At 47.2% G+C, this 22,237-nt stretch carries 19 protein-coding genes and 2 pseudogenes; 13 read left to right on the top strand and 8 right to left on the bottom strand.

What is annotated here, in order from left to right; genetic code table 11:
* Positions 1–412: 412 nt before the first annotated feature.
* From BTA31_RS11920 to BTA31_RS11895, 6 genes are all read left to right on the top strand, one after another.
* Positions 413–1,837: a PTS mannitol transporter subunit IIBC gene (locus BTA31_RS11920; RefSeq protein ID WP_043926763.1), complete on the top strand. Its 1,425-nt coding sequence runs from the start codon at positions 413–415 to the stop codon at positions 1,835–1,837.
* A 66-nt stretch (positions 1,838–1,903) separates the two neighbouring features.
* Positions 1,904–2,344: a PTS mannitol transporter subunit IIA gene (locus BTA31_RS11915; protein ID WP_043926761.1), complete on the top strand. Its 441-nt coding sequence runs from the start codon at positions 1,904–1,906 to the stop codon at positions 2,342–2,344.
* Entirely contained in the window at positions 2,341–3,480 is a 1,140-nt protein-coding gene (locus BTA31_RS11910) for a mannitol-1-phosphate 5-dehydrogenase (RefSeq protein WP_076791771.1), read from the top strand. The genes BTA31_RS11915 and BTA31_RS11910 overlap by 4 nt, the downstream gene beginning before the upstream one ends.
* 274 nt (positions 3,481–3,754) lie before the next feature.
* Positions 3,755–5,833, top strand: a complete 2,079-nt coding sequence (locus tag BTA31_RS11905) for a BglG family transcription antiterminator (RefSeq protein WP_076791768.1) — start codon at positions 3,755–3,757, stop codon at positions 5,831–5,833.
* A 111-nt stretch (positions 5,834–5,944) separates the two neighbouring features.
* Positions 5,945–6,814 (top strand): SDR family oxidoreductase, encoded by an 870-nt coding sequence (locus BTA31_RS11900; protein WP_076791766.1) that lies wholly within the window; start codon positions 5,945–5,947, stop codon positions 6,812–6,814.
* Positions 6,815–6,829: 15 nt separating this feature from the next.
* Positions 6,830–7,333: a D-lyxose/D-mannose family sugar isomerase gene (locus BTA31_RS11895; RefSeq protein ID WP_076791763.1), complete on the top strand. Its 504-nt coding sequence runs from the start codon at positions 6,830–6,832 to the stop codon at positions 7,331–7,333.
* A 16-nt stretch (positions 7,334–7,349) separates the two neighbouring features.
* Here the strand turns inward: BTA31_RS11895 and BTA31_RS11890 are convergent, their stop codons facing one another.
* The gene (locus BTA31_RS11890; protein ID WP_043926754.1) at positions 7,350–7,733 is read right to left on the bottom strand and encodes a DUF2283 domain-containing protein; all 384 of its coding nucleotides are present in this window, start codon (positions 7,731–7,733) and stop codon (positions 7,350–7,352) included.
* Positions 7,734–7,815: 82 nt separating this feature from the next.
* On the opposite strand from BTA31_RS11890, the gene BTA31_RS11885 reads away from it, so the two are divergent.
* From BTA31_RS11885 to BTA31_RS11875, 3 genes are all read left to right on the top strand, one after another.
* The gene (locus BTA31_RS11885; RefSeq protein WP_043926753.1) at positions 7,816–8,238 is read left to right on the top strand and encodes a pyridoxamine 5'-phosphate oxidase family protein; all 423 of its coding nucleotides are present in this window, start codon (positions 7,816–7,818) and stop codon (positions 8,236–8,238) included.
* A 454-nt stretch (positions 8,239–8,692) separates the two neighbouring features.
* Entirely contained in the window at positions 8,693–9,502 is an 810-nt protein-coding gene (locus BTA31_RS11880; protein ID WP_043926752.1) for a lipid II flippase Amj family protein, read from the top strand.
* A 164-nt stretch (positions 9,503–9,666) separates the two neighbouring features.
* Entirely contained in the window at positions 9,667–10,608 is a 942-nt protein-coding gene (locus BTA31_RS11875; protein WP_043926751.1) for an LCP family protein, read from the top strand.
* A gap of 32 nt (positions 10,609–10,640) precedes the next feature.
* Here the strand turns inward: BTA31_RS11875 and BTA31_RS11870 are convergent, their stop codons facing one another.
* Both BTA31_RS11870 and BTA31_RS11865 read right to left on the bottom strand, forming a co-directional pair.
* Positions 10,641–10,934 carry a DUF3817 domain-containing protein gene (locus BTA31_RS11870; protein ID WP_003179046.1) on the bottom strand — a complete coding sequence of 98 codons (294 nt, stop codon included), beginning with the start codon at positions 10,932–10,934 and terminating at the stop codon, positions 10,641–10,643.
* A gap of 84 nt (positions 10,935–11,018) precedes the next feature.
* Positions 11,019–11,429 (bottom strand): carboxymuconolactone decarboxylase family protein, encoded by a 411-nt coding sequence (locus BTA31_RS11865; RefSeq protein WP_076791760.1) that lies wholly within the window; start codon positions 11,427–11,429, stop codon positions 11,019–11,021.
* A 117-nt stretch (positions 11,430–11,546) separates the two neighbouring features.
* Between BTA31_RS11865 and BTA31_RS11860 the strand changes: the two genes are divergently transcribed.
* Positions 11,547–11,975 (top strand): transcriptional regulator LrpC, encoded by a 429-nt coding sequence (locus tag BTA31_RS11860; RefSeq protein ID WP_076791758.1) that lies wholly within the window; start codon positions 11,547–11,549, stop codon positions 11,973–11,975.
* A gap of 70 nt (positions 11,976–12,045) precedes the next feature.
* Positions 12,046–14,229, top strand: coding sequence for a DNA topoisomerase III (locus BTA31_RS11855; protein ID WP_094777430.1), 2,184 nt, complete (start codon positions 12,046–12,048; stop codon positions 14,227–14,229).
* Positions 14,230–14,421: 192 nt separating this feature from the next.
* On the opposite strand, the gene BTA31_RS11850 is transcribed toward BTA31_RS11855, so the two are convergent.
* Genes BTA31_RS11850 through BTA31_RS11840 form a run of 3 tightly spaced genes read right to left on the bottom strand, consistent with a single transcriptional unit; the run spans position 14,422 to position 17,787 of the window.
* Complete coding sequence (locus BTA31_RS11850) at positions 14,422–15,336, bottom strand: prephenate dehydrogenase dimerization domain-containing protein (protein ID WP_076791752.1); 915 nt, start codon at positions 15,334–15,336, stop codon at positions 14,422–14,424.
* Positions 15,333–17,429: an aminodeoxychorismate synthase component I gene (gene pabB, locus BTA31_RS11845; protein ID WP_076791749.1), complete on the bottom strand. Its 2,097-nt coding sequence runs from the start codon at positions 17,427–17,429 to the stop codon at positions 15,333–15,335. The genes BTA31_RS11850 and pabB overlap by 4 nt, the downstream gene beginning before the upstream one ends.
* Positions 17,398–17,787: a chorismate mutase family protein gene (locus BTA31_RS11840; protein WP_076791746.1), complete on the bottom strand. Its 390-nt coding sequence runs from the start codon at positions 17,785–17,787 to the stop codon at positions 17,398–17,400. The genes pabB and BTA31_RS11840 overlap by 32 nt, the downstream gene beginning before the upstream one ends.
* A 1,007-nt stretch (positions 17,788–18,794) precedes the next feature.
* Between BTA31_RS11840 and BTA31_RS11835 the strand changes: the two genes are divergently transcribed.
* Both BTA31_RS11835 and BTA31_RS11830 read left to right on the top strand, forming a co-directional pair.
* On the top strand, positions 18,795–20,516 hold the full coding sequence (locus BTA31_RS11835) for a pyruvate oxidase (protein ID WP_076791994.1): 1,722 nt from the start codon (positions 18,795–18,797) through the stop codon (positions 20,514–20,516).
* Positions 20,517–20,694: 178 nt separating this feature from the next.
* Positions 20,695–21,261: pseudogene (locus tag BTA31_RS11830) on the top strand (lytic polysaccharide monooxygenase auxiliary activity family 9 protein); the annotation flags it as partial.
* 101 nt (positions 21,262–21,362) lie between these two features.
* Here the strand turns inward: BTA31_RS11830 and BTA31_RS11825 are convergent.
* Together BTA31_RS11825 and BTA31_RS11820 are read right to left on the bottom strand one after the other, a co-directional pair.
* Positions 21,363–21,614: a hypothetical protein gene (locus BTA31_RS11825; RefSeq protein WP_043926744.1), complete on the bottom strand. Its 252-nt coding sequence runs from the start codon at positions 21,612–21,614 to the stop codon at positions 21,363–21,365.
* 71 nt (positions 21,615–21,685) lie between these two features.
* A pseudogene (locus tag BTA31_RS11820) lies at positions 21,686–22,236 on the bottom strand (GNAT family N-acetyltransferase).
* Between the last annotated feature and the right edge of the window lies 1 nt (position 22,237).

Here is a 22,237-nt window from a genome sequence, read left to right as displayed (position 1 = left end):
TTCGTTGTCAGGCCTGCGCGTCGGTGCTCACGAATTCCAACATTCGCTGCGCTCCGATGCTCGGCCTTCCTAGACTGCAAGGGTTTTCAATCACGCTGAAAGGGTGACAAAATCCTAAAACTGAAAACCGTTTTAGGATTTTGTCAACAATCTGGAAAGACCATTCCAATCAGGAATGGTCTTTTTTATGCGCATCGTCAGCGAGCCTTTATTTTCCTCAAGTCGGCCGCAGCAGCGAAAGCAGACTAAAAAATGAAACTATTAAATTTTGTCACACGGCTCCTGCCAAAGTGCCGTTTTCTTTCAATTGAGCAGTCATCTGTAAGCGTTTTAATATAGAGACAAGGAGCCGACATTATTCGACATCATTTTTTATCACAGGCTTGAAAGGACAACAAAGGAGGGTTATGAAATGGAAGAAAGACAAAATCCAGATTTCAAAGTAAAGATTCAACGTTTCGGAAGCTATTTGAGCGGAATGATCATGCCGAATATCGGTGCATTTATCGCATGGGGGATCATTACCGCCCTGTTTATTCCGACGGGATGGATGCCGAATGAAGCGCTTGCTTCATTGGTTGATCCGATGATCAAATTTTTGCTGCCGCTCTTGATCGGATACACGGGCGGTAAGATGGTGTACGACCACCGCGGAGGCGTCGTCGGTGCGACTGCAGCGATCGGCGTTATCGTCGGCGCGGACATTCCGATGTTCCTCGGCGCGATGATCATGGGGCCGCTGGGCGGCTACCTGATGAAACTGACGGACAGGCTTTTCAAAGATAAGGTCCGATCCGGATTTGAAATGCTGATCAACAACTTTACAGCCGGAATTCTCGGCTTCATTCTGGCAGTGCTTGGCTTTCTTGCAATCGGTCCGGTGGTGCTCGGCTTGAACAAAACATTGGCGGCCGGCGTGGAAGTGATCGTCAATGCGAATCTGCTTCCACTCGCAAGTATTTTTGTAGAGCCTGCGAAAGTTCTTTTCCTTAACAATGCGATTAACCACGGTATTTTGAGCCCGATCGGTATTGAGCAGGCCGCCCAGGCAGGAAAATCGATTTTATTCCTTTTAGAGGCGAACCCAGGACCGGGTCTCGGGATTCTTTTAGCTTACATGATTTTCGGAAAAGGTACATCAAAGCAGACCGCTCCGGGCGCTGCAGTGATTCATTTCCTTGGCGGGATTCACGAAATTTACTTCCCTTACATTCTGATGAAACCGCTGTTAATCTTGGCTGCAATAGCGGGCGGAGCGAGCGGTGTGCTGACGTTCTCCATCTTTAATGCGGGGCTGGCTGCTGTTCCTTCACCGGGAAGCATTATTGCTGTGCTGGCGATGACGCCGAAAGGTAACCATATCGGCGTGATCCTTGGTGTTCTCGTCGCAACAGCCGTTTCATTCATTGTAGCTTCTTTGATTTTGAAAACGTCTAAAGCCGGCGATGAAGATTTAACGGCTGCAGCGGAAAAAATGCAGCAAATGAAAGGGAAGAAGAGCCAGGCCGTTTCTGAATTGACTTCGGCTGATCAAGCGGAAGAAACAGCGGCTCCGTATGAAAATGTCGGCAAGATCATTTTCGCGTGCGATGCCGGAATGGGCTCCAGTGCGATGGGGGCATCCATTTTGAAAAACAAAGTCAAAAAAGCGGAACTCGATATCGACGTATCCAATACATCGATCAATAATCTGCCGGAAGATGCCGACATCGTCATCACGCATAAAGACTTAACGGAACGCGCAAAAGTGAAGCTTCCTAATGCCAGACACATATCGGTGGAAAATTTCCTTAACAGTCCAAAATACGACGAACTGATCAATCAGCTTAAAAAATAAAGTTTGAGAACCCGTGAGCCTGTCAAGCAGGCTCACCCAACATGTATGAAAGAGAGTGATTTCCCAATGAAACCAGTACTTGCAAAAGAAAACATTCATCTCAATCAATCTGCCGCAACGCAGGAAGAAGCGATCAGGCTGGCTGGAAAGGCGCTGGTTGACGCCGGCTATGTGACCGCGGATTATATCGAGAAAATGTTGGAGAGGGAAGGCCTCACTTCCACTTACATGGGGAACGCAATCGCTATTCCGCATGGTACGGAAGATAGCAAGCAGGATGTTCTTTATTCCGGAATATCCGTTATCCAGCTTCCGGAAGGTGTCGAATACGGCGATGGCAATATTGCTAAAGTGATCTTTGGCATTGCCGGGAAAAATGATGAGCATTTGGAGATTTTGTCAAAGATTGCGATCGTCTGCTCAGAAGCGGACAATGTCGAACGGATCATCAATGCGAAAAATGAAGATGAGTTAATGGCGGTATTTGAAGAAGGTGACCAGATATGATTGCACTGCATTTCGGTGCGGGGAACATCGGCCGCGGATTTATCGGAGCCTTGCTCTGTAAATCGGGATATGATGTCGTGTTCGCCGATGTAAACGATGCCGTGATCAATGAATTGAACGACAAGGGCCGCTATACCGTCGAATTGGCCGACGCCGGAAGGAAGCAGGAAACGATTGGCCCGGTGCGGGGGATCAACAGTGCGACCCAGCTTGACGAATTGTATGATTTGATAGCGAAAGCCGACCTTGTCACCACAGCGGTGGGCCCTGCGGTACTTAAATTGATCGCAGAGCCGATTGCAGAAGGTCTGAAGCGCCGGATGAAAATAAACACACAGCCTTTAAATATCATAGCTTGCGAGAATATGATCGGAGGCAGCGCTCATCTTCGCGAGGAAATTTTTGCCCGCTTAACTGAAACGGAGCGCGCCGCAATCAGCGATTCAGTCGGCTTTCCGAACTCGGCAGTCGACAGAATCGTGCCGATCCAGCATCATGATGATCTGTTGAAAGTAACGGTTGAGCCTTTTTTCGAATGGGCCGTCGATCAAACGGAATTCGCCGGAAAAGTGCCGAATATTGAGGGCGTGACATACGTAACGGATCTCGCGCCATTCATCGAAAGAAAGCTGTTTACGGTCAATACCGGACATGCCATGGCGGCGTATGCCGGCTATAAGAAAGGTTTGAAGACAATAAAAGACGCTATTCATCACCCGGAGGTCCGCCAAACGGTCGCAGGCGCGCTTGAAGAAACAGGCCGGTACCTTGTTCAAACATACGATTTTACACAGGAAGAACACCGGGCATATATGACAAAAATTATCGGCCGCTTTGAAAATGAATGCCTGTCAGACGATGTCACCCGTGTGGCCAGATCGCCGCTTCGCAAGCTTGGCAAGGATGACCGTCTTGTCAGTCCGGCCCGGAAGCTTTGCGACCTCGGCTTTGAACCTGTCCGCCTTGCAGAAGGGATTTCCTTGGCGTTGCAGTTTGATTGTGCCGATGATCCGGAAGCCGTTCAGCTTCAGAGCATGATCGCTGAAAAAGGCTATGAAGGCGTGCTTCGTGACGTATGCGGACTCGAAGAGGATCATTCTTTATTCAAACTGGTCATCAGCCATTTGAAAGCATAGCTTTAGATAGAATCGGGAGAAGTTCGGCAGCCGGGCGGGGGCTGCCGAAAACAGAACGTATGAACAGGGCGGTGCAGATGCAACCTAACCTAGAAACATCAGCTGTGAGCTGATGTTTCTTCACTTCTTGAAAAGTATTTGCACAGATTTTAATAAAAAATGAATTAGTTTGAATTGAAGATTTTTTAGCAGCGTTTTATGATAGGGATACCGTTTCAACCGCCGGACCCCCTTTCATCCCCCGCAAAAACGACAACACCGGAGGCGGCGTTTTATGTATATGACAGCAAGGGAACAAAAATTGTTGAAATACCTTTTGCATCAAAACCGTTATCTCAAGGTCAATGAAATTGCCGACTATATTGAAGTCAGCACAAGAACGGTTCACCGCGAACTTAAAGCGGTTAAATCCGTTCTGGACAAGTACAGTCTTCAGCTTGATAAGCAGCCGGGAAAAGGCTTGAAACTGGTCGGAGCCTACGGAGATAAACAGCAGCTTCTTGAAGATCTGTCCCGGGACAGCCATGTCGAATACAGTGCCGATGAACGAAAGCTATTGATTTTATGCGCGATGCTTGAAGCAGGAGAGCCGATCAAGCTTTATACAATCGCCAATGACTTGCAGGTGACGACGGCTACGATCAGCAATGATCTTGACGAGTTGGAGAAGTGGATCGCTCCGTTCGGCCTTTCGCTGATCAGAAAAAGAGGCTACGGCATAGAGCTGAGGGGGCCGGAGGACGCCAAGCGAAAAATCGTCGGAAACTTGATGGCCGACAAGCTCGATGTTCAGCAGTTTCTGGAAACGATCGAAATGAATATTAAAGGCAAGAACGAAGCGCCGGAGAAAATATTCGGTGTCGTCAGCAGGGGGAAATTGCTGAAAGCGGAAAAAGTGCTGTTTCAGATGAAAGAAAAGTATGGACTTTCCCTTTCCGACAGTGCATACATCGCTCTCGTCGTCCACTTGACGTTTGCGATCGAGCGGATACAGCTCGGTGAAATGATCAATATGAATGAAGAAGAATTGGCGGATCTGAAGCGTACGAAAGAGTTTGAACTGGCGCTTGCGCTTGCAAAGGCGCTTGAAGATGCGTTTCACGTGAAGATCCCCGAAGCTGAGGCGGGGTATATTACGATGCATTTAAGAAGCGCCAACAAAAGCTTCAAAATCGACTACAGAGCGGAAGATATCGAGCTGGATACTGCGCTCAGGACGAAAAAGCTGATCGATTTCATCTCGCAAAAAACGGGCATGAACTTAACCGGCAATCATTCGCTTTATGAAGGATTAATCGCCCACCTTGAACCGGCGATCATCCGGATCAAAGAAAAGATGTCAGTGCATAATCCGTTAACAGAACAGGTCAAAAAAGATTATTTTCTCTTATATATGGCCATAGAGGAAGGCGTCGAAACATTTTTTCCGGAAATCCGGTTTCCAGATGAAGAAATTGCTTTTATCGTTCTTCACTTTGGATCGGCGCTTGAAATGAGCAAACAAAAAGTGGACATTAGCGCGCTCGTGATTTGTTCGAGCGGAATCGGTTCATCAAAGATGCTGGCCTCGCGGCTGAAAAAAGAGCTTCCTGAAATCGCTTCCTTTGAAATATCCTCGCTGATGGAGCTGAAGACGAAAAATACCGGTGCCTATGACATCATCGTTTCAACCGTACCGATCCCGTATGAAAACATTGACTGCGTTACCGTCAGTCCGCTCCTTGACACGGAAGATGTGAAACAGATCAAACACCAGCTCACCCGAAAAATCCCGCTCATCCTTCGGAAAAAGCGGATGGCTCCCAAAAAGCCGGAGCCGTTTCCCGATATGCTTCAAATTGCGCGGGAAATCGGCCATTATTCAGCCGGCATTCAACATATACTGAGCCATTTTACGGTTGAAACGCTGGAAGCTGAATCAAGCCTGGAACATACGGTCAAACGCATTTGCAGTACCCTTGAAGATCAAGGTCTGGTTACGGATGCAGAGCAAATGGCCGACGGGCTCATGAAAAGAGAAGCGCAGGGGGGCCTCGGAATTCCCGGTACTGCCTTCGCACTGTTCCATTTAAAAAGCGAAGCGGCCGCGATTCCCCTCTTTAAAGCTTATGATCTGTCCAAACCGTTCGAGATCAAAGGGATGGACGGAAGCGCCATGAAGATGACACGGATGCTCATCATGCTGGCGCCGGCCGATCTGTCTTCGGAAGGTTCCGAGATTCTGAGCTTTATTAGTTCTTCGATGATTGAAAGTGATGAGAGTATAAAAGCGTACCAGACAGGAGACCGCGAGCAGCTGTACGGAAGGCTGAACGTGTTGTTTCACCGGTTTATACAGGATAAAGAGTGGTGAGAGCCCCGGGTTAACCCGGGGCTTTCTTCATTTTTATCGCACACGGTCATGTTTAAACAAAAATTTCTCCGGTTAAAAGTGTAGTAACATCAGCTAAAGGGAGGAATCACAATGGATTTGCGTAATCAGCAGACAAACGGACAGCCGGCACAGACGCAAGACGGCCAGCCCGGCATCGAAAGCGTCATGAACCCGCGTCCGATCTATGAGGATGAAAATTACAAAGGGACGGATAAATTGAAAGGAAAGGTCGCGCTGATCACAGGAGGCGACAGCGGAATCGGCAGGGCCGTTGCCGTTGCCTATGCTAAAGAAGGCGCGGACATCTCGATCGTCTACTTGAATGAACACGAAGACGCTCAGGAGACGAAAGCGCGGGTTGAAAAAGAGGGGGTCAAATGCCTGCTGCTTCCCGGAGACGTCAGAGATGAAGCATTTTGCAATGACGCGGTTGAACAGACTGTGAAGGAGCTGGGCCGTCTTGATATTCTTGTCAATAATGCGGCCGAACAGCATCCTAAAGACAGCATTAAAGAGATTTCCAGTGAACAGCTCGAGAAAACATTTAAAACAAATTTCTTCTCTTATTTCTACTTTACAAAAAAAGCGATTGATTATTTGGAGCCGGGCAGCACGATCATCAATACAACATCGATCAACCCTTACCGGGGCAATCCGCAGCTGATTGACTACACGGCAACAAAAGGTGCGATCAATGCATTTACACGGTCGATGTCACAGGCGCTCGTCAAAGACGGCATCCGTGTCAATGCCGTTGCACCGGGACCGATTTGGACGCCGCTGATCCCGTCCACATTTTCAGGGGAGGAAGTGGCGAAGTTCGGTACAAATACACCGATGGGCCGTCCCGGTCAGCCGGTCGACCATGTCGGCTGCTATGTGCTTTTAGCATCTGACGATTCTTCGTATATGACAGGGCAGACCCTCCACGTCAACGGCGGAGACTTTATCACGACATAAAAGGGGGAAGCTCGTGTGAAGGTGACAAAGGAAGACGTAATCGAATACTATGAAAAAGCGGGCATCGTGCTGAGCGACGCTGATAAAGAAAACATCCAAATCATGGACTACGGTTTAAATAAGCTGAATAAGCTGGGGCTTCAGCTGTTCGTCTATGTCAACACAGACCGCTACTGCGCCAAAGAGCTTGTATTATTCCCTGAACAAACATGCCCCGAACACCGGCATCCACCTGTAGACGGGCAGAAAGGGAAGGAAGAGACATTCAGGTGCAGATACGGAAAAGTGTATTTGTATGTAGAAGGAGAAAAAACGGAAGTTCCGGCTGTTATGCCGCCGCAAGAGGATATCGAGCATTTCACCGTTTGGCACGAAATTCAGCTCACGCCCGGTGAACAGTACACGATTCCGCCGGACACGAAACATTGGTTTAAAGCGGGGAGTGAAGGTGCGGTAGTCACGGAGTTTTCTTCAACAAGCACTGATGATCACGATGTGTTCACAGACCCGAGAATTTAGCGAATGGGAGTCTATCTCATTCGCTTTTTTCTACCCGATCCATCACATCAAAGCCGATGAAGTGCCGTCCGTCATGATCGGCAAAATAAAACAGAACACCGTTCACACCAAGCGTTTTGACCGCTTCCTGTGCCGTCGGTCGAAACCGCTGAACGCGGGCACCGTTTAGGAAAGCCGATTCAAGTTTGTGTTTTCTGCCGGTCAGCGTTCCAAGCCGCGCCATTTCCGGAGCCGCCTCCCCCGGAAATTCGACACCGATGATCCGCTGATGACGGTCAAAGTCTGCAGTTAAAGCCGTGTTGCCGATCTCATCGGTTGCTGCGGCAGATCCGGCACGGCTTTCCGTCAAAGCAATGTAGCCCATATCAGCATCGGCATCAAACGATATGAAAATATTCACGTCAAAAACCTCCATTCAATTGTTTAATATACAAGACATTGTGGAAAAGTAACAGTGGAGACGATAAAGGAGGGAACTCAAAATGGATCAGCAGCAATTGAAGAACAAGGTGCTCGACATTCTCGATCATCATAAAATCGGTTCGCTTGCAACGGTCGAAAGCGGCAAGCCTCATTCCCGCTACATGACCTTTTTCCACGACGGGCTGACGCTTTATACACCGACAAGCGATGAGACGCACAAGGCGGAAGAAATTGATAACAATCCGAACGTTCACGTGCTGTTGGGTTATAACGGCGAAGGATTAGGCGATGCATACCTTGAAATCACAGGTACGGCAAAGCTCAACCATTCAAAAGATTTAAAGGACAAAATCTGGGATGAAAGGCTTGAGCGATGGTTTGACGGAAAGGACGATCCGAACTTGACCGTGCTTGAGATTGAGCCTTCGGAAATCAGACTGATGAATGAAGGTGAAAGCACCCCGGTCACGCTTGACCTGTAGCACGCTGTGATCAGGCAGTTTGTCATGAAGGACGAACTGTAGTATAATAAAAAACAGGAACACACAAAAGAGCAAATAAATGGGAAGTAAACTTCTTTTTTCTTTCTTAGAAGATGCTAATGTCTTCCTCTGACCCGCCCCTAACAGGATAGAGGGAAAAAAGACTTTTTGTTTCACAATTCACACTGGCGCGGCTTCGGAGCCGCAAGGACGAATGAGAGGTAGGGCTTTCGTTGTCTTGTATCAGAAATTCCATGGTGTTTACTTTCGCTCGGAACGATAGATGCTGATCTTTTACGAAATTCAAATGACCGCCTTTGGCAGCGGATGATGATTTATTTGCTCGAATAAATATGATAATTGAGACCGCTTCGGCTTTTGCCGGGGCGGTTTTTGATTTACCGAAACGTTTGCGTTTTGAAAACAGTCTTACCTATAGACTGGAGGAAAGAAAATGGACTTTTTAACATCTAAGGTACTATTGATTTTTTGTTTTCTGTTATTGATTCATTCCATCGAAACACTCGCATACGCTACCCGGCTGTCAGGCGCGAGAGTCGGATTTATCGCATCGGCTCTGTCATTATTTAATGTGATGGTCATCGTCTCGAGAATGTCAAATATGGTTCAGCAGCCTGTGACGGGAAAGCTCGTCGATGTCGCGGGGGCGGATGCGCTTTCTCTCGTCGGCAGCCAATTTCGGTTTTTGATCTTTGGTTCAACCGTCGGCACAATTTTCGGAATGCTGCTTCTGCCGACATTCGTCGCCGTATTTTCGAGAGCGATTGTTCATTTGGCAGGGGAAAACGGCTCCGTTTTGCAAGTGTTTCGCAAGGCGTTTTCAAAAAAAATCTTCAAGCATGCAAAGCATTATGCAAAAAGACCGAGCCTGGAATATGTGAAAGACTTTCGGTTCCGCTATATACCGAAACGGCTGTTTGTCTTGAACATGGTCATCACGGCGATTTATACAATCGGCGTTCTTGCCGCTCTTTATGCGGGCGTCCTCGTGCCCGAAAGGCATACGACCGCGGTGATGGCCTCCGGCCTTGTCAACGGGGTTGCAACGATGCTGCTGGCGCTGTTTGTCGATCCGAAGGTGTCGGTACTTGCAGATGATGTAGCAAAAGGGAAGCGGAGCTATACCTATTTGAAATGGGCTTCGATCACGATGGCAACATCGAGGGTGGCCGGGACGATTTTTGCCCAAGTTCTATTTATCCCCGCTTCTTACTATATCGCATGGATGACGAAGTGGATGTAGTCGATTTTTGACGAAAAGATCAAAATTCGATCATTTTTGTTACATTATGAAACAAATAAAAACAAAAGATTATCTTTTTCGACAGGATTAGACAGCCTGATCTTTCTTTTATTAATTGCCCGCTGTTTCATCCTGTGATAGTCTTATGTGTGGCGGTGATAAAAGTGGAGAGGGTTAGAGTAAGAGTAAGAAAACCGAAAAGAAAAAGGCGAAAAATCATAAAGCGCCTGTTCACATTAACTTTGCTGGTTATCATAGCAGCAGCGGGTTATACCTACTTTGAATACAAAAAAGGCTTATCCGAATCTGACGGAGATTTTAAAGAAGACGGTCAGTTTGAATTTAACGGGGAAGGCTCTGATCTTGATGAAGTGAACATCCTCGTACTGGGGATCGATTCAAGAGGGGAAGACCATTCAAGGTCTGACTCCATGATGGTCATCCATTATAATAAAAAACAGAAACAGCCTAAATTGATTTCGATTATGAGGGACAGCTATGTCGACATCCCGGGATATGACAAGCAAAAAGTCAATGCGGCTTATGCATACGGAGGCCCGGAACTCGTCAGAAAAACATTAAAAGAATCCTTTGATTTGGACATTAACTATTACGCCATCATCGATTTTAAAGGTTTTGCCAAAATCGTTGACGCGGTGGCGCCTGACGGCATCGAAGTCGACGTTCCGAAAAAAATGTCGTACGGAATCGGCATGACACTGCAGCCGGGAAAACAAGTTCTTCACGGTGATAGGCTGCTGGGCTATGTCCGGTTCAGGCATGACAGAGAAAGCGATTTTGGACGGGTCAGAAGGCAGCAAGAAGTCTTTTCAAAGCTTCAAAAAGAAGCGGTGAGCATCGGAAATATCGCTCAGCTTCCGAAGCTGTGGGGGCTCGTCGATCCGTATATTGAAACAAACATTCCGAACGGCGTCATTTTCTCCCTCGGCAAAGACTTTTTGCTCGGAAGCGTAAAAGAAACCAAAAGTTTCAGGCTGCCGGTTGACGGATCATTTACGAACAAAGACGATCCAACATACGGGGCAGTCCTCGATTTAGATCTTGAACAAAACAAGGAAGAGCTGAAACGCTTTTTAAATGAGTGATCAAAAAATCCGCCGGGTTTCCCGGCGGATTTTTACTGATCATATTTTTTTAGTCCCCGGTCATAAAGGAAATTGCCGAACGGAACAAATGCGGCCACAAGACCGGCAGCCGGCCATTTCACAGACCACCTCAGCACAAAAGTTGCATACAACAGAACAAACAGATACAAAATAAACAATCCGCCGTGAACCGATCCGACAATCGTAACGGCCATCGGATAATCCGCCCAATATTTAAGCGGCATGGCGATAAACAGCAGGATTAGAAGCGACATGCCTTCAATAAAACCCATCAACCGAAGGCGGCCAATCGGCGTTTGCAGCATAGTATACCTCCTGTGGCGTGATAGTCTACCTTTATACTATAAACTAAAAGGGGACAAATATGACAGTTTTTTTCTCCGTTGGATTTATGCGTCTGCCGGAAGCTTCATTAAAGCACCGAAGTATTGCTGGGCAGTCGTAAAACAAATAAATGCGGTCAATTCCGTTATTTCTTCTTCTGAAAACACTTCTTTTAAAACATCAAACTGTCTGTCTGACACGCGCTCCCTCTGCGCCAAAAAGACCTCTGCAAACCCCATCGCAAAGCTCGTTTTCTGCTGATTCGGAATCTCGGGTTTCCCCTTGGCCTTGCAATATTCGCAACCGTTTCCCTGAGCCAGCACGCGGCGTACCTGCTCTTTCAGTTCCTTTGATAAAAAGCCGTCTCCTGACAGCTCCTCAGCTAAAGTCGTCCAGTTTGACATCAGGCTTTCAGAGTGTCCGAGCAGCCGCTGAAACGGGGTTTCTCCTCTGTCTGAAAAATTGATTCTTGTCATATGATGATCACCTCTTCATAATCATATATAAGCAGAATGAAAATATGAATTTCGAACGAAAGAATTTTCGTAAAAATATTAAAATAATGAAATAGAATGAAGGGAATAAAATTACATATGAAAATTGATGATCTCGATTTTAAAATCATAGCCGAATTAAAGAAAGACAGCCGTTTATCGATGCGGGAGCTGGGCAGGAAGATCAGCCTTTCCGCGCCGTCTGTGACCGAAAGAGTCAGGCGGCTCGAATCGTTCGGTGTCATTAAAAAATATACGCTAGACATCGATTACCAAAAGGTCGGTCTTCCCGTTTCCTGCATCATTGAAGCAACGGTGAAAAACGGGGAATACGAGAGGTTTAAAGCGTATATCGAACGCCTCCCGAACATTGAATTCTGCTACCGGATCGCGGGAGCCGCCTGCTATATGCTGAAAATCAATGCAGAGAGCTTGGCGAAGATCGAAGCGTTTATCAATGAAACGTCTCCATATGCCAAAACCGTGACACACGTGATTTTTTCTGAAATTGAAATAAAGGAATCGTGAACATTAGAGATGCATCTGTATCATCTGTTATAATAAAAGGATGCATGAACAAGAAAGTGATGTGATGGACTTGTCTAAAACAGTCGTTTTAGCAGAAAAACCTTCAGTCGGCCGTGACTTGGCCCGCGTGCTGAAGTGTCATAAAAAAGGAAACGGATATCTTGAAGGCGACCGCTATATCGTAACATGGGCGCTCGGCCATCTGGTCACATTGGCGGACCCTGAAGGATACGGAAAGGAATTCCAGTCTTGGCGGCTTGAAGATCTGCCGATCATTCCCGAGCCTTTAAAGCTCGTCATCATCAAAAAGACCGGAAAACAGTTTCAGGCAGTTAAATCGCAGCTGATCAGAAAAGACGTCAAAGACATCGTCATTGCAACCGATGCCGGCCGGGAAGGCGAGCTTGTCGCCCGCTGGATCATCGAAAAAGCTAAGGTCACGAAGCCATTGAAGCGCCTGTGGATTTCATCGGTCACAGACAAAGCGATCAAAGACGGATTTAAAAACTTAAAGAACGGCAAAGACTTTGAAAACCTTTACCATTCAGCCGTGGCCCGAGCTGAAGCCGATTGGATCGTCGGCATCAATGCGACGAGGGCGCTGACAACGAAATTCAACGCCCAGCTTTCCTGCGGACGCGTACAGACGCCGACATTGGCGATGATCGCGAAACGGGAGGAAGATATCAAGAACTTTAAACCCGCCCCTTATTTCGGCTTGCGTGCGGCGGTTGACGGCATGACGCTGACATGGCAGGACAAGAAGACGAAGCAGACCCGCACATTCAACGCGTCTGTGACGTCACAGCTTGCAGGAGCGCTGCAAGGCAAACCGGCCGACATCGTCGACTTGAAAAAAACGGCGAAAAAAAGCTTTGCTCCCGGACTTTATGATCTGACTGAACTGCAGAGGGACGCCCATAAACGCTTCGGTTTTTCCGCAAAAGAAACGTTGTCCGTTTTGCAGAAGCTCTATGAGCAGCACAAGCTTGTCACCTATCCGCGGACGGACTCAAGATTTCTTTCCAATGACATCGTCCCTACGCTGAAAGACCGTTTGGAAGGCATGCAGGTGAAGCCTTATGCCCAGCATGTGACCCGGATCTTGAAGCGGGGCGTTAAAGCCAATAAAAGCTTTGTCAACGATGCGAAAGTATCCGATCACCACGCGATCATTCCGACGGAAGAGCCGCTTGCGCTCGGCGCGTTAAGCGAAAAGGAAAGAAAGCTTTACGATTTGATCGCGAAGCGCTTCCTCGCCGTTTTAATGCCGCCGTTTGAATATGAAGAAACAAAAGTGTTTGCCAAAATCGGCGGGGAAACCTTTACGGCAAAAGGGAAAACGGTTCAGTCGCAAGGCTGGAAAGCGGTGTACGATTTCGCAGACGAAGATGATGACGAGGAAGAAAAGGATCAAACCCTTCCAAAACTCGCAAAAGGCGACACGCTTTCCGTCCGGTCTTTGACAGAGACGAAGGGTGAAACAAAACCGCCGGCGCGTTTTAATGAAGGAACATTGCTGTCTGCGATGGAGAATCCGGCTGCATTTATGCAGGGAGAAGAAAAAAACCTTGTGAAAACCCTCGGAGAGACGGGCGGACTCGGGACGGTCGCAACCCGCGCCGACATTATCGAAAAGCTGTTCAACACGTTCCTGATCGAGAAAAAAGGAAAAGATATTTACATCACCTCAAAAGGAAAACAACTCCTTGAGCTTGTTCCGTCAGATTTAAAATCTCCGGCGCTCACCGCCGAATGGGAGCAGAAGCTGTCAGGCATTGCGAAAGGAAAACTGAAATCCTCCGCCTTCATTAAAGAAATGAAGGAGTACGCAAAGCAGACGATCAGAGAAATCAAAAGCAGCAATCAAACGTTTAAGCACGACAATATCACAGGAACGCATTGCCCTGACTGCGGAAAACTGATGCTTAAAGTAAACGGCAAACGCGGCACAATGCTCGTCTGTCAGGACAGGGAGTGCGGTCACCGCAAAACAGTCGCCAAACAGACGAACGCCCGCTGCCCGGTTTGCCATAAGCGCATGGAGCTGCGCGGCCACGGGGAAGGCCAGACCTTCGCCTGCGTCTGCGGCCACAGAGAAAAGCTCTCCGTTTTCGAAAAGCGCAGGGCAAAAGACAAAAATTCAAAAGCATCAAAGCGCGATGTACACTCCTACTTGAAAAAGCAAAACAAGGATGAGCCGATCAACAACGCCCTCGCTGAACAGCTGAAGAAGCTGAAGCTTGATCAATAAAATCACGCAGCCTGCCGTTTTCGGCAGGCTGTTTTTAATTTGACCAAATATCAAAAAACTAGATGTTATGAAAAAGAACTTGTCAGTGAAAAAGTCGCGAATCTTCACGACTTTTCATACTTCTATTTGTCCCAAAAAGCCGTTCCCTGATCAAAGGAATCAGTTGTTTTCAAAACCCTTGATTCTACCCAATTAACCGGGGTGGTTAGTCTGGCTATGCTTTCCCTCCTTCGGTGCGATTGGCCCTTCAAAGATACTAGTACAGAGATCTTGATAAAGGGCTATTTCATTTCCAAATACCTCTCGGGATTTACGCAGAAGTTCGATGAATACGGACTTATCCCTCACCGATTCGTCCAACGATCCAACTGCTTCAGCTAGTGTAGCACGAGCCGTCATTGCTTGGTGGTTTACGGATTGGACGTCCCAATACACTTCCGGTGTTCCCGAACTAATCCGTGCTAGTAGTGCAAGCATAGTTGCATGCGGAGGGGGTGCAAGGGAACTGAGTTTTGCAATGTCAACATCTAGTTCTGCGAGCGCCAAACCAAAGGTGAGTATCGCTGCATGAGTGAGTGCCTGCATAGCCGCGGCCAATTGATCATGCTCCTCAGCTTCTAATAGCACAGGGCGACCTTTCCAATCTAAAATCATTTGAATCAAATGACTTCCTTTAGGCCCATCGTTTTGGACGATGACAGCTACCGGTCTACCCGCGATACTAAGACTGGGAGCAAACATAGGGTTAAGACCTATGCTTTCGAAAGGCAAACCCAAAGCGTGTATTCTTTTAAATATGGGTGACTGGACAGAAAGAGTGTGCGCCAAGAGAGAATCAGGCTTCATTAACGACCCGACAACTTTTACTGCTTGAAGAGCCGCATTCTCTGGTAAAGCGAGCATCACCATGTCCGCCTTTTGGATCATATCTTTGGCCTGTGGAGTCGGAACAGTGATGTCACACTTCTTGAATTGTCGACGAACGGAAGGAGGATTTATATCGATAATACATACTTCAATACCAGACCCTTCAAGGAGGTCTGCAAACATCCCGCCAACGCCGCCGGCTCCCCCCGCAATCACACACTGCCTTATTTCCTGACTCATCTTGAACCTCCCACTGCAGAGACTTCCGCTGCTGCGATAGCTGAGACCATAGCTCGCGCTTTAACCTGAGTTTCTTTGAACTCCTCTTCTGGATCTGACAATGCTACGATCGCTCCTCCGACACCAAAAGTCGCCTTGTCATCGGTCACAACAACTGTGCGGATAACAATACTAAGATCCGCAGCTCCACTCAGTCCGAACCAGCCGAGGCTGCCCGAGTAGACACCGCGGGGGCCATTCTCGAGCCGGTCTATGATTTCCATCGTCCGAATTTTCGGAGCACCGGTCATCGAACCGCCTGGAAAAGCAGCGCGGACACAATCAACCGTTGATTTGTCCGGACGTATAGTGCCGCGAATCGTCGAGATCAACTGGTGGACTGGTGCATATGTTTCTACATCGAACAGCTTAGGGACATGAACAGATCCTATTTCACAAACAGTGTTAAGGTCATTTCTGACTAAGTCAACGATCATTAAGTTCTCTGCGAGATCTTTTTCATCACTTAGTAACTCATTTCGTAATTGATAATCTTCAGCAGAAGTCCTGCCTCTCATCCGGGTACCCTTGATCGGTTTGGACTCAACGATGCGATCAGTACCGATTGAGAGGAACCGTTCCGGAGAGGCACTCATTACAGCCACATCGGCAAAGTTTAAAAATGCCCCGTAGGGAACCGGACTGATTTTTCGCAGGTGTGTATACGTAATCCAAGGATCTATAGGGGTATAAACTGTGGCGGAATTAGTCAAGCATATCTCATAGGATTCACCATTGCGGATTTCTTCCAAGCAATTGTTGATCAGTTGAAGATAAGAAGGCCGGTTATGCCGAAACTCGATTGGGATATTGTGGTCTGGTACGGACGTAAGTACTGAATCCTTGTCAAAATCATTTGCTGCAGCAGGAATGTCATTCAAGATTCGCTCTGCAGTATTTAGCCAGTTGAGTGCTTGCTTATCCTCATCCCCAGTCGAAAGACACAACAGATAGGCTTCTTGTTCAAGATGATCAAAAACAAGCATGCGGTCTACGAAAAGCAAGGCCGCATCAGGAATCTCAGATTGATACCGGCTGCTCCCGCAAGTTTCAGCTTTTAGCTCATAGCCAATGTAACCCACATAACCGAGATTGAAGTCAAAGGGAAGGCCTTCCGGAGTAGATGTTGCTCGACGGCGGATTTGCTCATCAAGATAATCATAAAATGACTGTTGAATGAACTCCGTCTCTTGACCCGGACGTTGTACTTTTACAATACCCTCTGCTACGCTATACGTCATATATTCAGCATTCTCTCCGGTCCCATCGCCAAGATATGAAAATCGTGACAACCCTTCGATGACACTGCTGCTGTCAAGCCAGAATCCATGAGGTGCATCAGCAAATAGTGCCTGGTAACTTGATTGAGCGTCAGGAAATCCCGATAATTTTCGAAAATGAATCCGGTAGAAATCATGTTTAGAATGAGAAGGCTCCTCTAATTTGGGAGACTGTCTTGATCGTCTAGTGCGCTTCGGGGTTAGGTCTCGAAAGTTGGCAAGCAACTCGTGCCCATAATGACTACAAATTGACTCGGGGTGGAATTGCACACCCCAAATCGGCAGATTGCGGTGTCGAAGCCCCATAATTAATCCATCTTTTGTCCACGCAATCGCTTCAACATCATCACCTAAATCAGTAACGATAAGGGAGTGATAGCGTACGACAGAGAACTCAGGAGGAAGCCCGTCAAAGATATCGATCCCTGAATGATGGATGACTGATGATCGTCCATGCATAGGCTCAGAAGCGTGGCCCACTTTCCCGCCAAACAAATGAGCTATACCTTGATGTCCAAGGCAGACCCCGAGAACTGGCAACTTCGCTTCTAGAATAACAGTTGCATTAATTCCAAAGTCCTTAACCCGTTCCGGTCGACCTGGGCCTGGGGAGATCACAATGTTGTCAATCTCATCAATCGGTACTTGTGACCAGTCTACATCATTACGGACAACGATTGGCGGTCGGCCATTTACTTCACCGATTAATTGATAGAGGTTGTAAGTAAATGAGTCATAGTTATCAATTAGAAGTGTTTGTATCTCTGTCCCCATTAAACAATTCCTCCCTTTTTCTTTTTTGGTCAACTGGGCTTGAAGAAATGTCTTGCCCGCGATTTTCTGAATTGTCAATGACGATATCCTCAACCCTGCACGTTTCAGAAATAATGAGCTCATAAAGGTTATGCAAAAACTCTTGACTTAAACCATTCTCGTCAGCGTATCGAGCTGCTCGTTCCTGAACAAAGTTAATTCGGTGCGGTTGCATCATCGGAATATGATACTCGCGTTTGTACAACCCGATCCTGATGCAGCATTCTAAACGTGCTTTCAATGTATCCAACAATTGTTCATCAATACGATCAAGTTTTGCACGCAGGCCCTCAAGCCCCTTTTCTATTTCTGATAACATGTAAATGCCTCCAATTCTAAATTCTTTGATAAAAGAGAGGGACTTTACTTTGACGATCCGCGTCTCTCCTTTTCACCCGAAACTTAGACTATGAAGTATACGGTTGATAAGATAAGAAGATTTGAGTGTTTCGACTATAGTTTCAGTGAAATTACCTTCAGATCGCAACAACCGAATCTCGAAGACAGATGGCTTCCACAGCACTTGAAACTGACAATCTGCAGCATGATGAATACCTAACGTGCCGAGGAGACTTAACAAGCCGATTGAGATTGTCGTGGTATCTGCATTAATAGAATAGACCAGCTTGTCCTTCTAAAATGGAGTAACCTAGATACAATGCCGCATGACAGGTGGATTCACATACGTACGAGCACTTCTGACCCATCAGATTAGGATGATTGGATAAATAAGCCAGTCCTCAAATACTATATATTTTATAAAAGCAGATTATAATAATTGCCGCCACGACCACCCCTGTGTTTGACGAAAGATTTAACAACCTTAACTTCAATCGAAGTTATGCAAATTCGGTTCATTTCTGTTAAATTATAACTCCGAACCTAAATTATAACAATTTAAATGTTAAAAAAAGTTTCAACACTTGTGTGAATGAACTGCGCCCCAATTGCTATAACATTGGTGCTAACGGATGAAGATCAAATGAAAAGGCATGAGTCCAATACCATTTCCGGACTCATGTCAGTCTAACCGCTTCATGACATTCTATTGTCTAACTTTGCGGGGGCATATCAAAATGAGCGGCAGCCTTTTAGTAGATTTGATCATGTGTACATTGAATGGTGCTTAGGATAGGTGCCGGCGTAATTTTCGGGCATGGCTTCAAGTTCAGCAGTGTGGTGGGGAGATCTTTATGCGAGATGAGCGCGGCTGGGAACACAAAGCATGAAACAGCCGCTGTCGTGTTTTCTTCACTTTCGTCAGCATGCCGTATCACGTTTCCCGTCGGCGAAAAAGTGGTATGGATAAACAAAGGAGGACGTGATATGGCAAACAAAACCGCAGGAAAAATAGCTGCAGAACTGCTGATAGAATGGAATATTGATCATGTTTACGGCATGCCGGGCGACAGCGTCAACGAATTTATCGATGAATTGCGGCATGAAGAAAACAGCCTCCGCTTCATTCAAGTGCGCCATGAAGAAACCGCTGCTCTTGCTGCCGCAGCCGATGCAAAGCTGACAGGCAAAATCGGCGTCTGCCTTTCGATAGCGGGACCGGGCGCCGTTCATCTGCTGAACGGCTTGTATGATGCGAAAGCTGACGGGGCGCCTGTGCTGGCGATTACAGGACAGGTGTCTTCGAATGAAATCGGAAGGGATTATTTTCAGGAGATCGGTCTTGAACGAATGTTTGAGGATGTGGCTGTCTTTAATCAGCAGGTTCATTCAGCTGAAGCCCTGCCTGATCTTTTAAATCAGGCGATCCGTACCGCATACAGCCAAAAAGGGGTCGCCGTACTGAGCGTCTCTGATGATCTGTTTGCGGAAAAGATTAAGCGGAAGCCGGTTTATACGTCTGCGCTTTATATCGAAGGCGATCTTCAACCGAAGCAAAGCCAGCTGATGCAATGCGCACAATTGATTAATCATGCGAAAAAACCGGTGATTTTAGCGGGAAGGGGAATGAAAGCGGCAAGAGACGAGCTGCTCGAGTTTGCAGATAAAGCTGCCGCTCCGATCATCGTCACGCTCCCCGCGAAAGGAGTCGTACCCGATCGGCACCCGCACATGCTCGGGAACCTTGGACACATCGGCACAAAACCCGCATATGAAGCGATGGAGGAAGCCGATCTGTTGATCATGCTGGGGACTTCATTTCCGTACCGCGATTATCTTCCGGAAGATGCGCCGGCTATTCAGCTTGATAACAACCCGGCGAAAATCGGCAAACGGTATCCTGTCACCGCCGGTCTTGTCTGCGATGCGAAAAAAGGGCTTTTGGAACTGACGAAAACCATTGAACGGAAATCGAACCGCGGATTTTTGGAAAGCTGTATACAACATATGAGGAAGTGGCGCTATGAAATTGAAAAAGACGAACAGGTGGCGACAGCACCGCTTAAGCCTCAGCAGGTGATTGCAAGGCTTGAGGACGCAGTAGCCGATGATGCAGTCCTGTCCGTTGACGTCGGAAATGTGACGGTTTGGACGGCGCGCCATTTTAATATGACCAATCAGGATTTTCTGATATCAAGCTGGCTTGGCACGATGGGATGCGGTCTTCCGGGCGCGATTTCCGCAAAGCTTTCCAATCCGGAACGCCAGGCTGTAGCCGTGTGCGGAGACGGCGGCTTCAGCATGTCTATGCACGATTTTCCGACTGCTGTCAAATACCATCTGCCCATTGTTGTTGTGATTTTAAATAATCAGAACTTGGGAATGATTCAATATGAACAGCAGGAAAAAGGGCATGTTAATTATGCAACGGCGCTCGAAAACGTCGATTATGCCAAGTTTGCCGAGGCCTGCGGCGGGAAAGGCTTCAGCGTGACAAAGCACGAAGAGCTTATTCCGGCTTTGAAAAATGCCTTTCAATCACAAAAACCGTCGATTATCGATGTGGCAATCGAAGACGAACCGCCGCTTCCGGGAAAAATATCCTATACACAGGCGGTAAACTACAGCAAATATATGATTAAAAAACTGGTTGAGAAAAAAGAGCTCGACTTGCCGCCGCTGAAAAAAAGCTTAAAAAGGATTTTTTAGTATGAAGCCAAGGGATACGCCCCTTGGCTTTATCATGTTCAGATGTTAAAATTGAATGGGTAATATTGGAATGGTTGCGTGTGTTTTCTTTTTGCATCAAAACCCGTCTCAACACTATGAAAAGAGAGGGGATCGTAACGTGGAGCATTTTACGAAAAATCCTTTCGGTACTGCTTTCATACTGGCAGCCGGATTGCTGTTGATGTCAATCGTTCCTCAGCAGGCCTTCGCTCATGGTTTTGTCGAAAAACCAGGGAGCAGAGCGGCTCTGTGCAGTGAGGCTTACGGACTTCTCAATCTGAATTGCGGAAGCGTGATGTATGAGCCGCAAAGCCTGGAAGCGAAAAAAGGGTTTCCGCATGACGGCCCGGCAGATGGACAAATAGCATCCGCGGGCGGACTGTTCGGCGGGATTCTTGATCAACAGTCGGAAAATCGCTGGTTTAAACATATTATGACCGGCGGGGAGTACACCTTTACCTGGACATATACCGCCCCCCACAACACCAGCCAATGGCACTACTATATCACCAAAAAAGGCTGGGATCCTGACAAACCGCTTAAGCGTGCAGATTTCGAACAGATTGGAACCGTACCGCATGATGGTTCCCCTGCATCCCGCCATTTATCTCACCAAATTTACATTCCAGAAGACCGCTCCGGGTATCATGTCATATTGGCCGTTTGGGATGTGGCTGATACTGAAAACGCTTTCTATCAGGTGATCGACGTTGATCTAGTGAATAAATAAAACCGTTTGTGAATCAGCGGGTTTTGGTGCAAACAGAGAAAATATGTGATTAAAAACCCCGGCTCTCCAAAACATGCCGGGGTTTTTGATATTCGTCATTTCTTTTTTTTCATTGCGGCAGCCATGAACGGCAGCAGGGTGCCGAACAGCATTGTACCGCCGAAGAAATTCCCGAGGTAAGGCTGTCCGATCAGGTAGCAGACGGCAAATACAGCCGCAGCAAGACCGATCATAACATAGCCTGGATAAAACCTTTTTTTAAAGCTTGTCCGCTGGGTAATCCGGAAAAATATCAGCCCGATGACGAGCGGGACAATCCATAGGTAAAACAGTATAAATACTTTCATGTTCAAAACTCCATATTTTTTAATCTATCATACCAGATTGCAGTGTAAAATGCGTGTGACAAATCCCGAACTTATTTGTTGCGGGTCTTATATTCCTCCCGCAAAAGCCCGTATACGAAGTGATCGGCGAAGTGATCGTGAAGCCACTCGCATTGCCTGAGGCAGCCTTCTTTCGTGAAGCCGAGCCTTTCCGGAATGGCTGGCTTTTCACGTTTTGAACAGCGGCTCTGATTTCAACCCGGTTTAAATCGTATTCGTTGAACAATGTGTCGATCAGCGCCCGGCAGGCATCAGTCATGATGCCTTTTCCGTGAAAAGGCTCGCCGAGCCAATAGCCGATCGAAGTCGTACGGTTAATCCAATTGATATAGTGGAGTCCGATGATTCCGGCAAAATGGCCTTGATGCCATATTCCCGCTTGAAACCCGTTGTTCGCAGCGGCCTGTTTCATGCTTTCTTCAATGAAAGCTTCGGTATCCTCCAGCTGCTTTGTGCTGTCCACCCAAAACAGCCATTTCCGCAACACATCTTTAGACTGCTGGATCTGCATATAAACGGCCTTGGCATCTTTTGGTTCAACCATTTTTAAATAAAGATCATCACGTACCATTAATTTGAACATC

The sequence above is a fragment of the Bacillus haynesii genome (assembly GCF_001969855.1).
Classification (GTDB): domain Bacteria; phylum Bacillota; class Bacilli; order Bacillales; family Bacillaceae; genus Bacillus; species Bacillus haynesii.
The sequence above is the reverse complement of the archived record's forward strand: the minus strand, read 5'-3'. Positions and strand labels throughout refer to the sequence as shown.

Excerpts from the sequence above, each read along its gene's own strand:
- pabB (WP_076791749.1), bottom strand. The coding sequence starts at position 17,429 with ATGGGGACAGAGATACAAACACTTCTAATTGATAACTATGACTCATTT.
- BTA31_RS11865 (WP_076791760.1), bottom strand. The coding sequence starts at position 11,429 with ATGACAAGAATCAATTTTTCAGACAGAGGAGAAACCCCGTTTCAGCGG.
- BTA31_RS11885 (WP_043926753.1), top strand. The coding sequence starts at position 7,816 with ATGGATCAGCAGCAATTGAAGAACAAGGTGCTCGACATTCTCGATCAT.
- BTA31_RS11840 (WP_076791746.1), bottom strand. The coding sequence starts at position 17,787 with ATGTTATCAGAAATAGAAAAGGGGCTTGAGGGCCTGCGTGCAAAACTT.
- BTA31_RS11880 (WP_043926752.1), top strand. The coding sequence starts at position 8,693 with ATGGACTTTTTAACATCTAAGGTACTATTGATTTTTTGTTTTCTGTTA.
- BTA31_RS11825 (WP_043926744.1), bottom strand. The coding sequence starts at position 21,614 with ATGAAAGTATTTATACTGTTTTACCTATGGATTGTCCCGCTCGTCATC.
- BTA31_RS11835 (WP_076791994.1), top strand. The coding sequence starts at position 18,795 with ATGGCAAACAAAACCGCAGGAAAAATAGCTGCAGAACTGCTGATAGAA.
- BTA31_RS11910 (WP_076791771.1), top strand. The coding sequence starts at position 2,341 with ATGATTGCACTGCATTTCGGTGCGGGGAACATCGGCCGCGGATTTATC.
- BTA31_RS11860 (WP_076791758.1), top strand. The coding sequence starts at position 11,547 with ATGAAAATTGATGATCTCGATTTTAAAATCATAGCCGAATTAAAGAAA.
- BTA31_RS11905 (WP_076791768.1), top strand. The coding sequence starts at position 3,755 with ATGTATATGACAGCAAGGGAACAAAAATTGTTGAAATACCTTTTGCAT.
- BTA31_RS11850 (WP_076791752.1), bottom strand. The coding sequence starts at position 15,336 with ATGAGTCAGGAAATAAGGCAGTGTGTGATTGCGGGGGGAGCCGGCGGC.
- BTA31_RS11870 (WP_003179046.1), bottom strand. The coding sequence starts at position 10,934 with ATGCTGCAAACGCCGATTGGCCGCCTTCGGTTGATGGGTTTTATTGAA.
- BTA31_RS11920 (WP_043926763.1), top strand. The coding sequence starts at position 413 with ATGGAAGAAAGACAAAATCCAGATTTCAAAGTAAAGATTCAACGTTTC.
- BTA31_RS11915 (WP_043926761.1), top strand. The coding sequence starts at position 1,904 with ATGAAACCAGTACTTGCAAAAGAAAACATTCATCTCAATCAATCTGCC.
- BTA31_RS11900 (WP_076791766.1), top strand. The coding sequence starts at position 5,945 with ATGGATTTGCGTAATCAGCAGACAAACGGACAGCCGGCACAGACGCAA.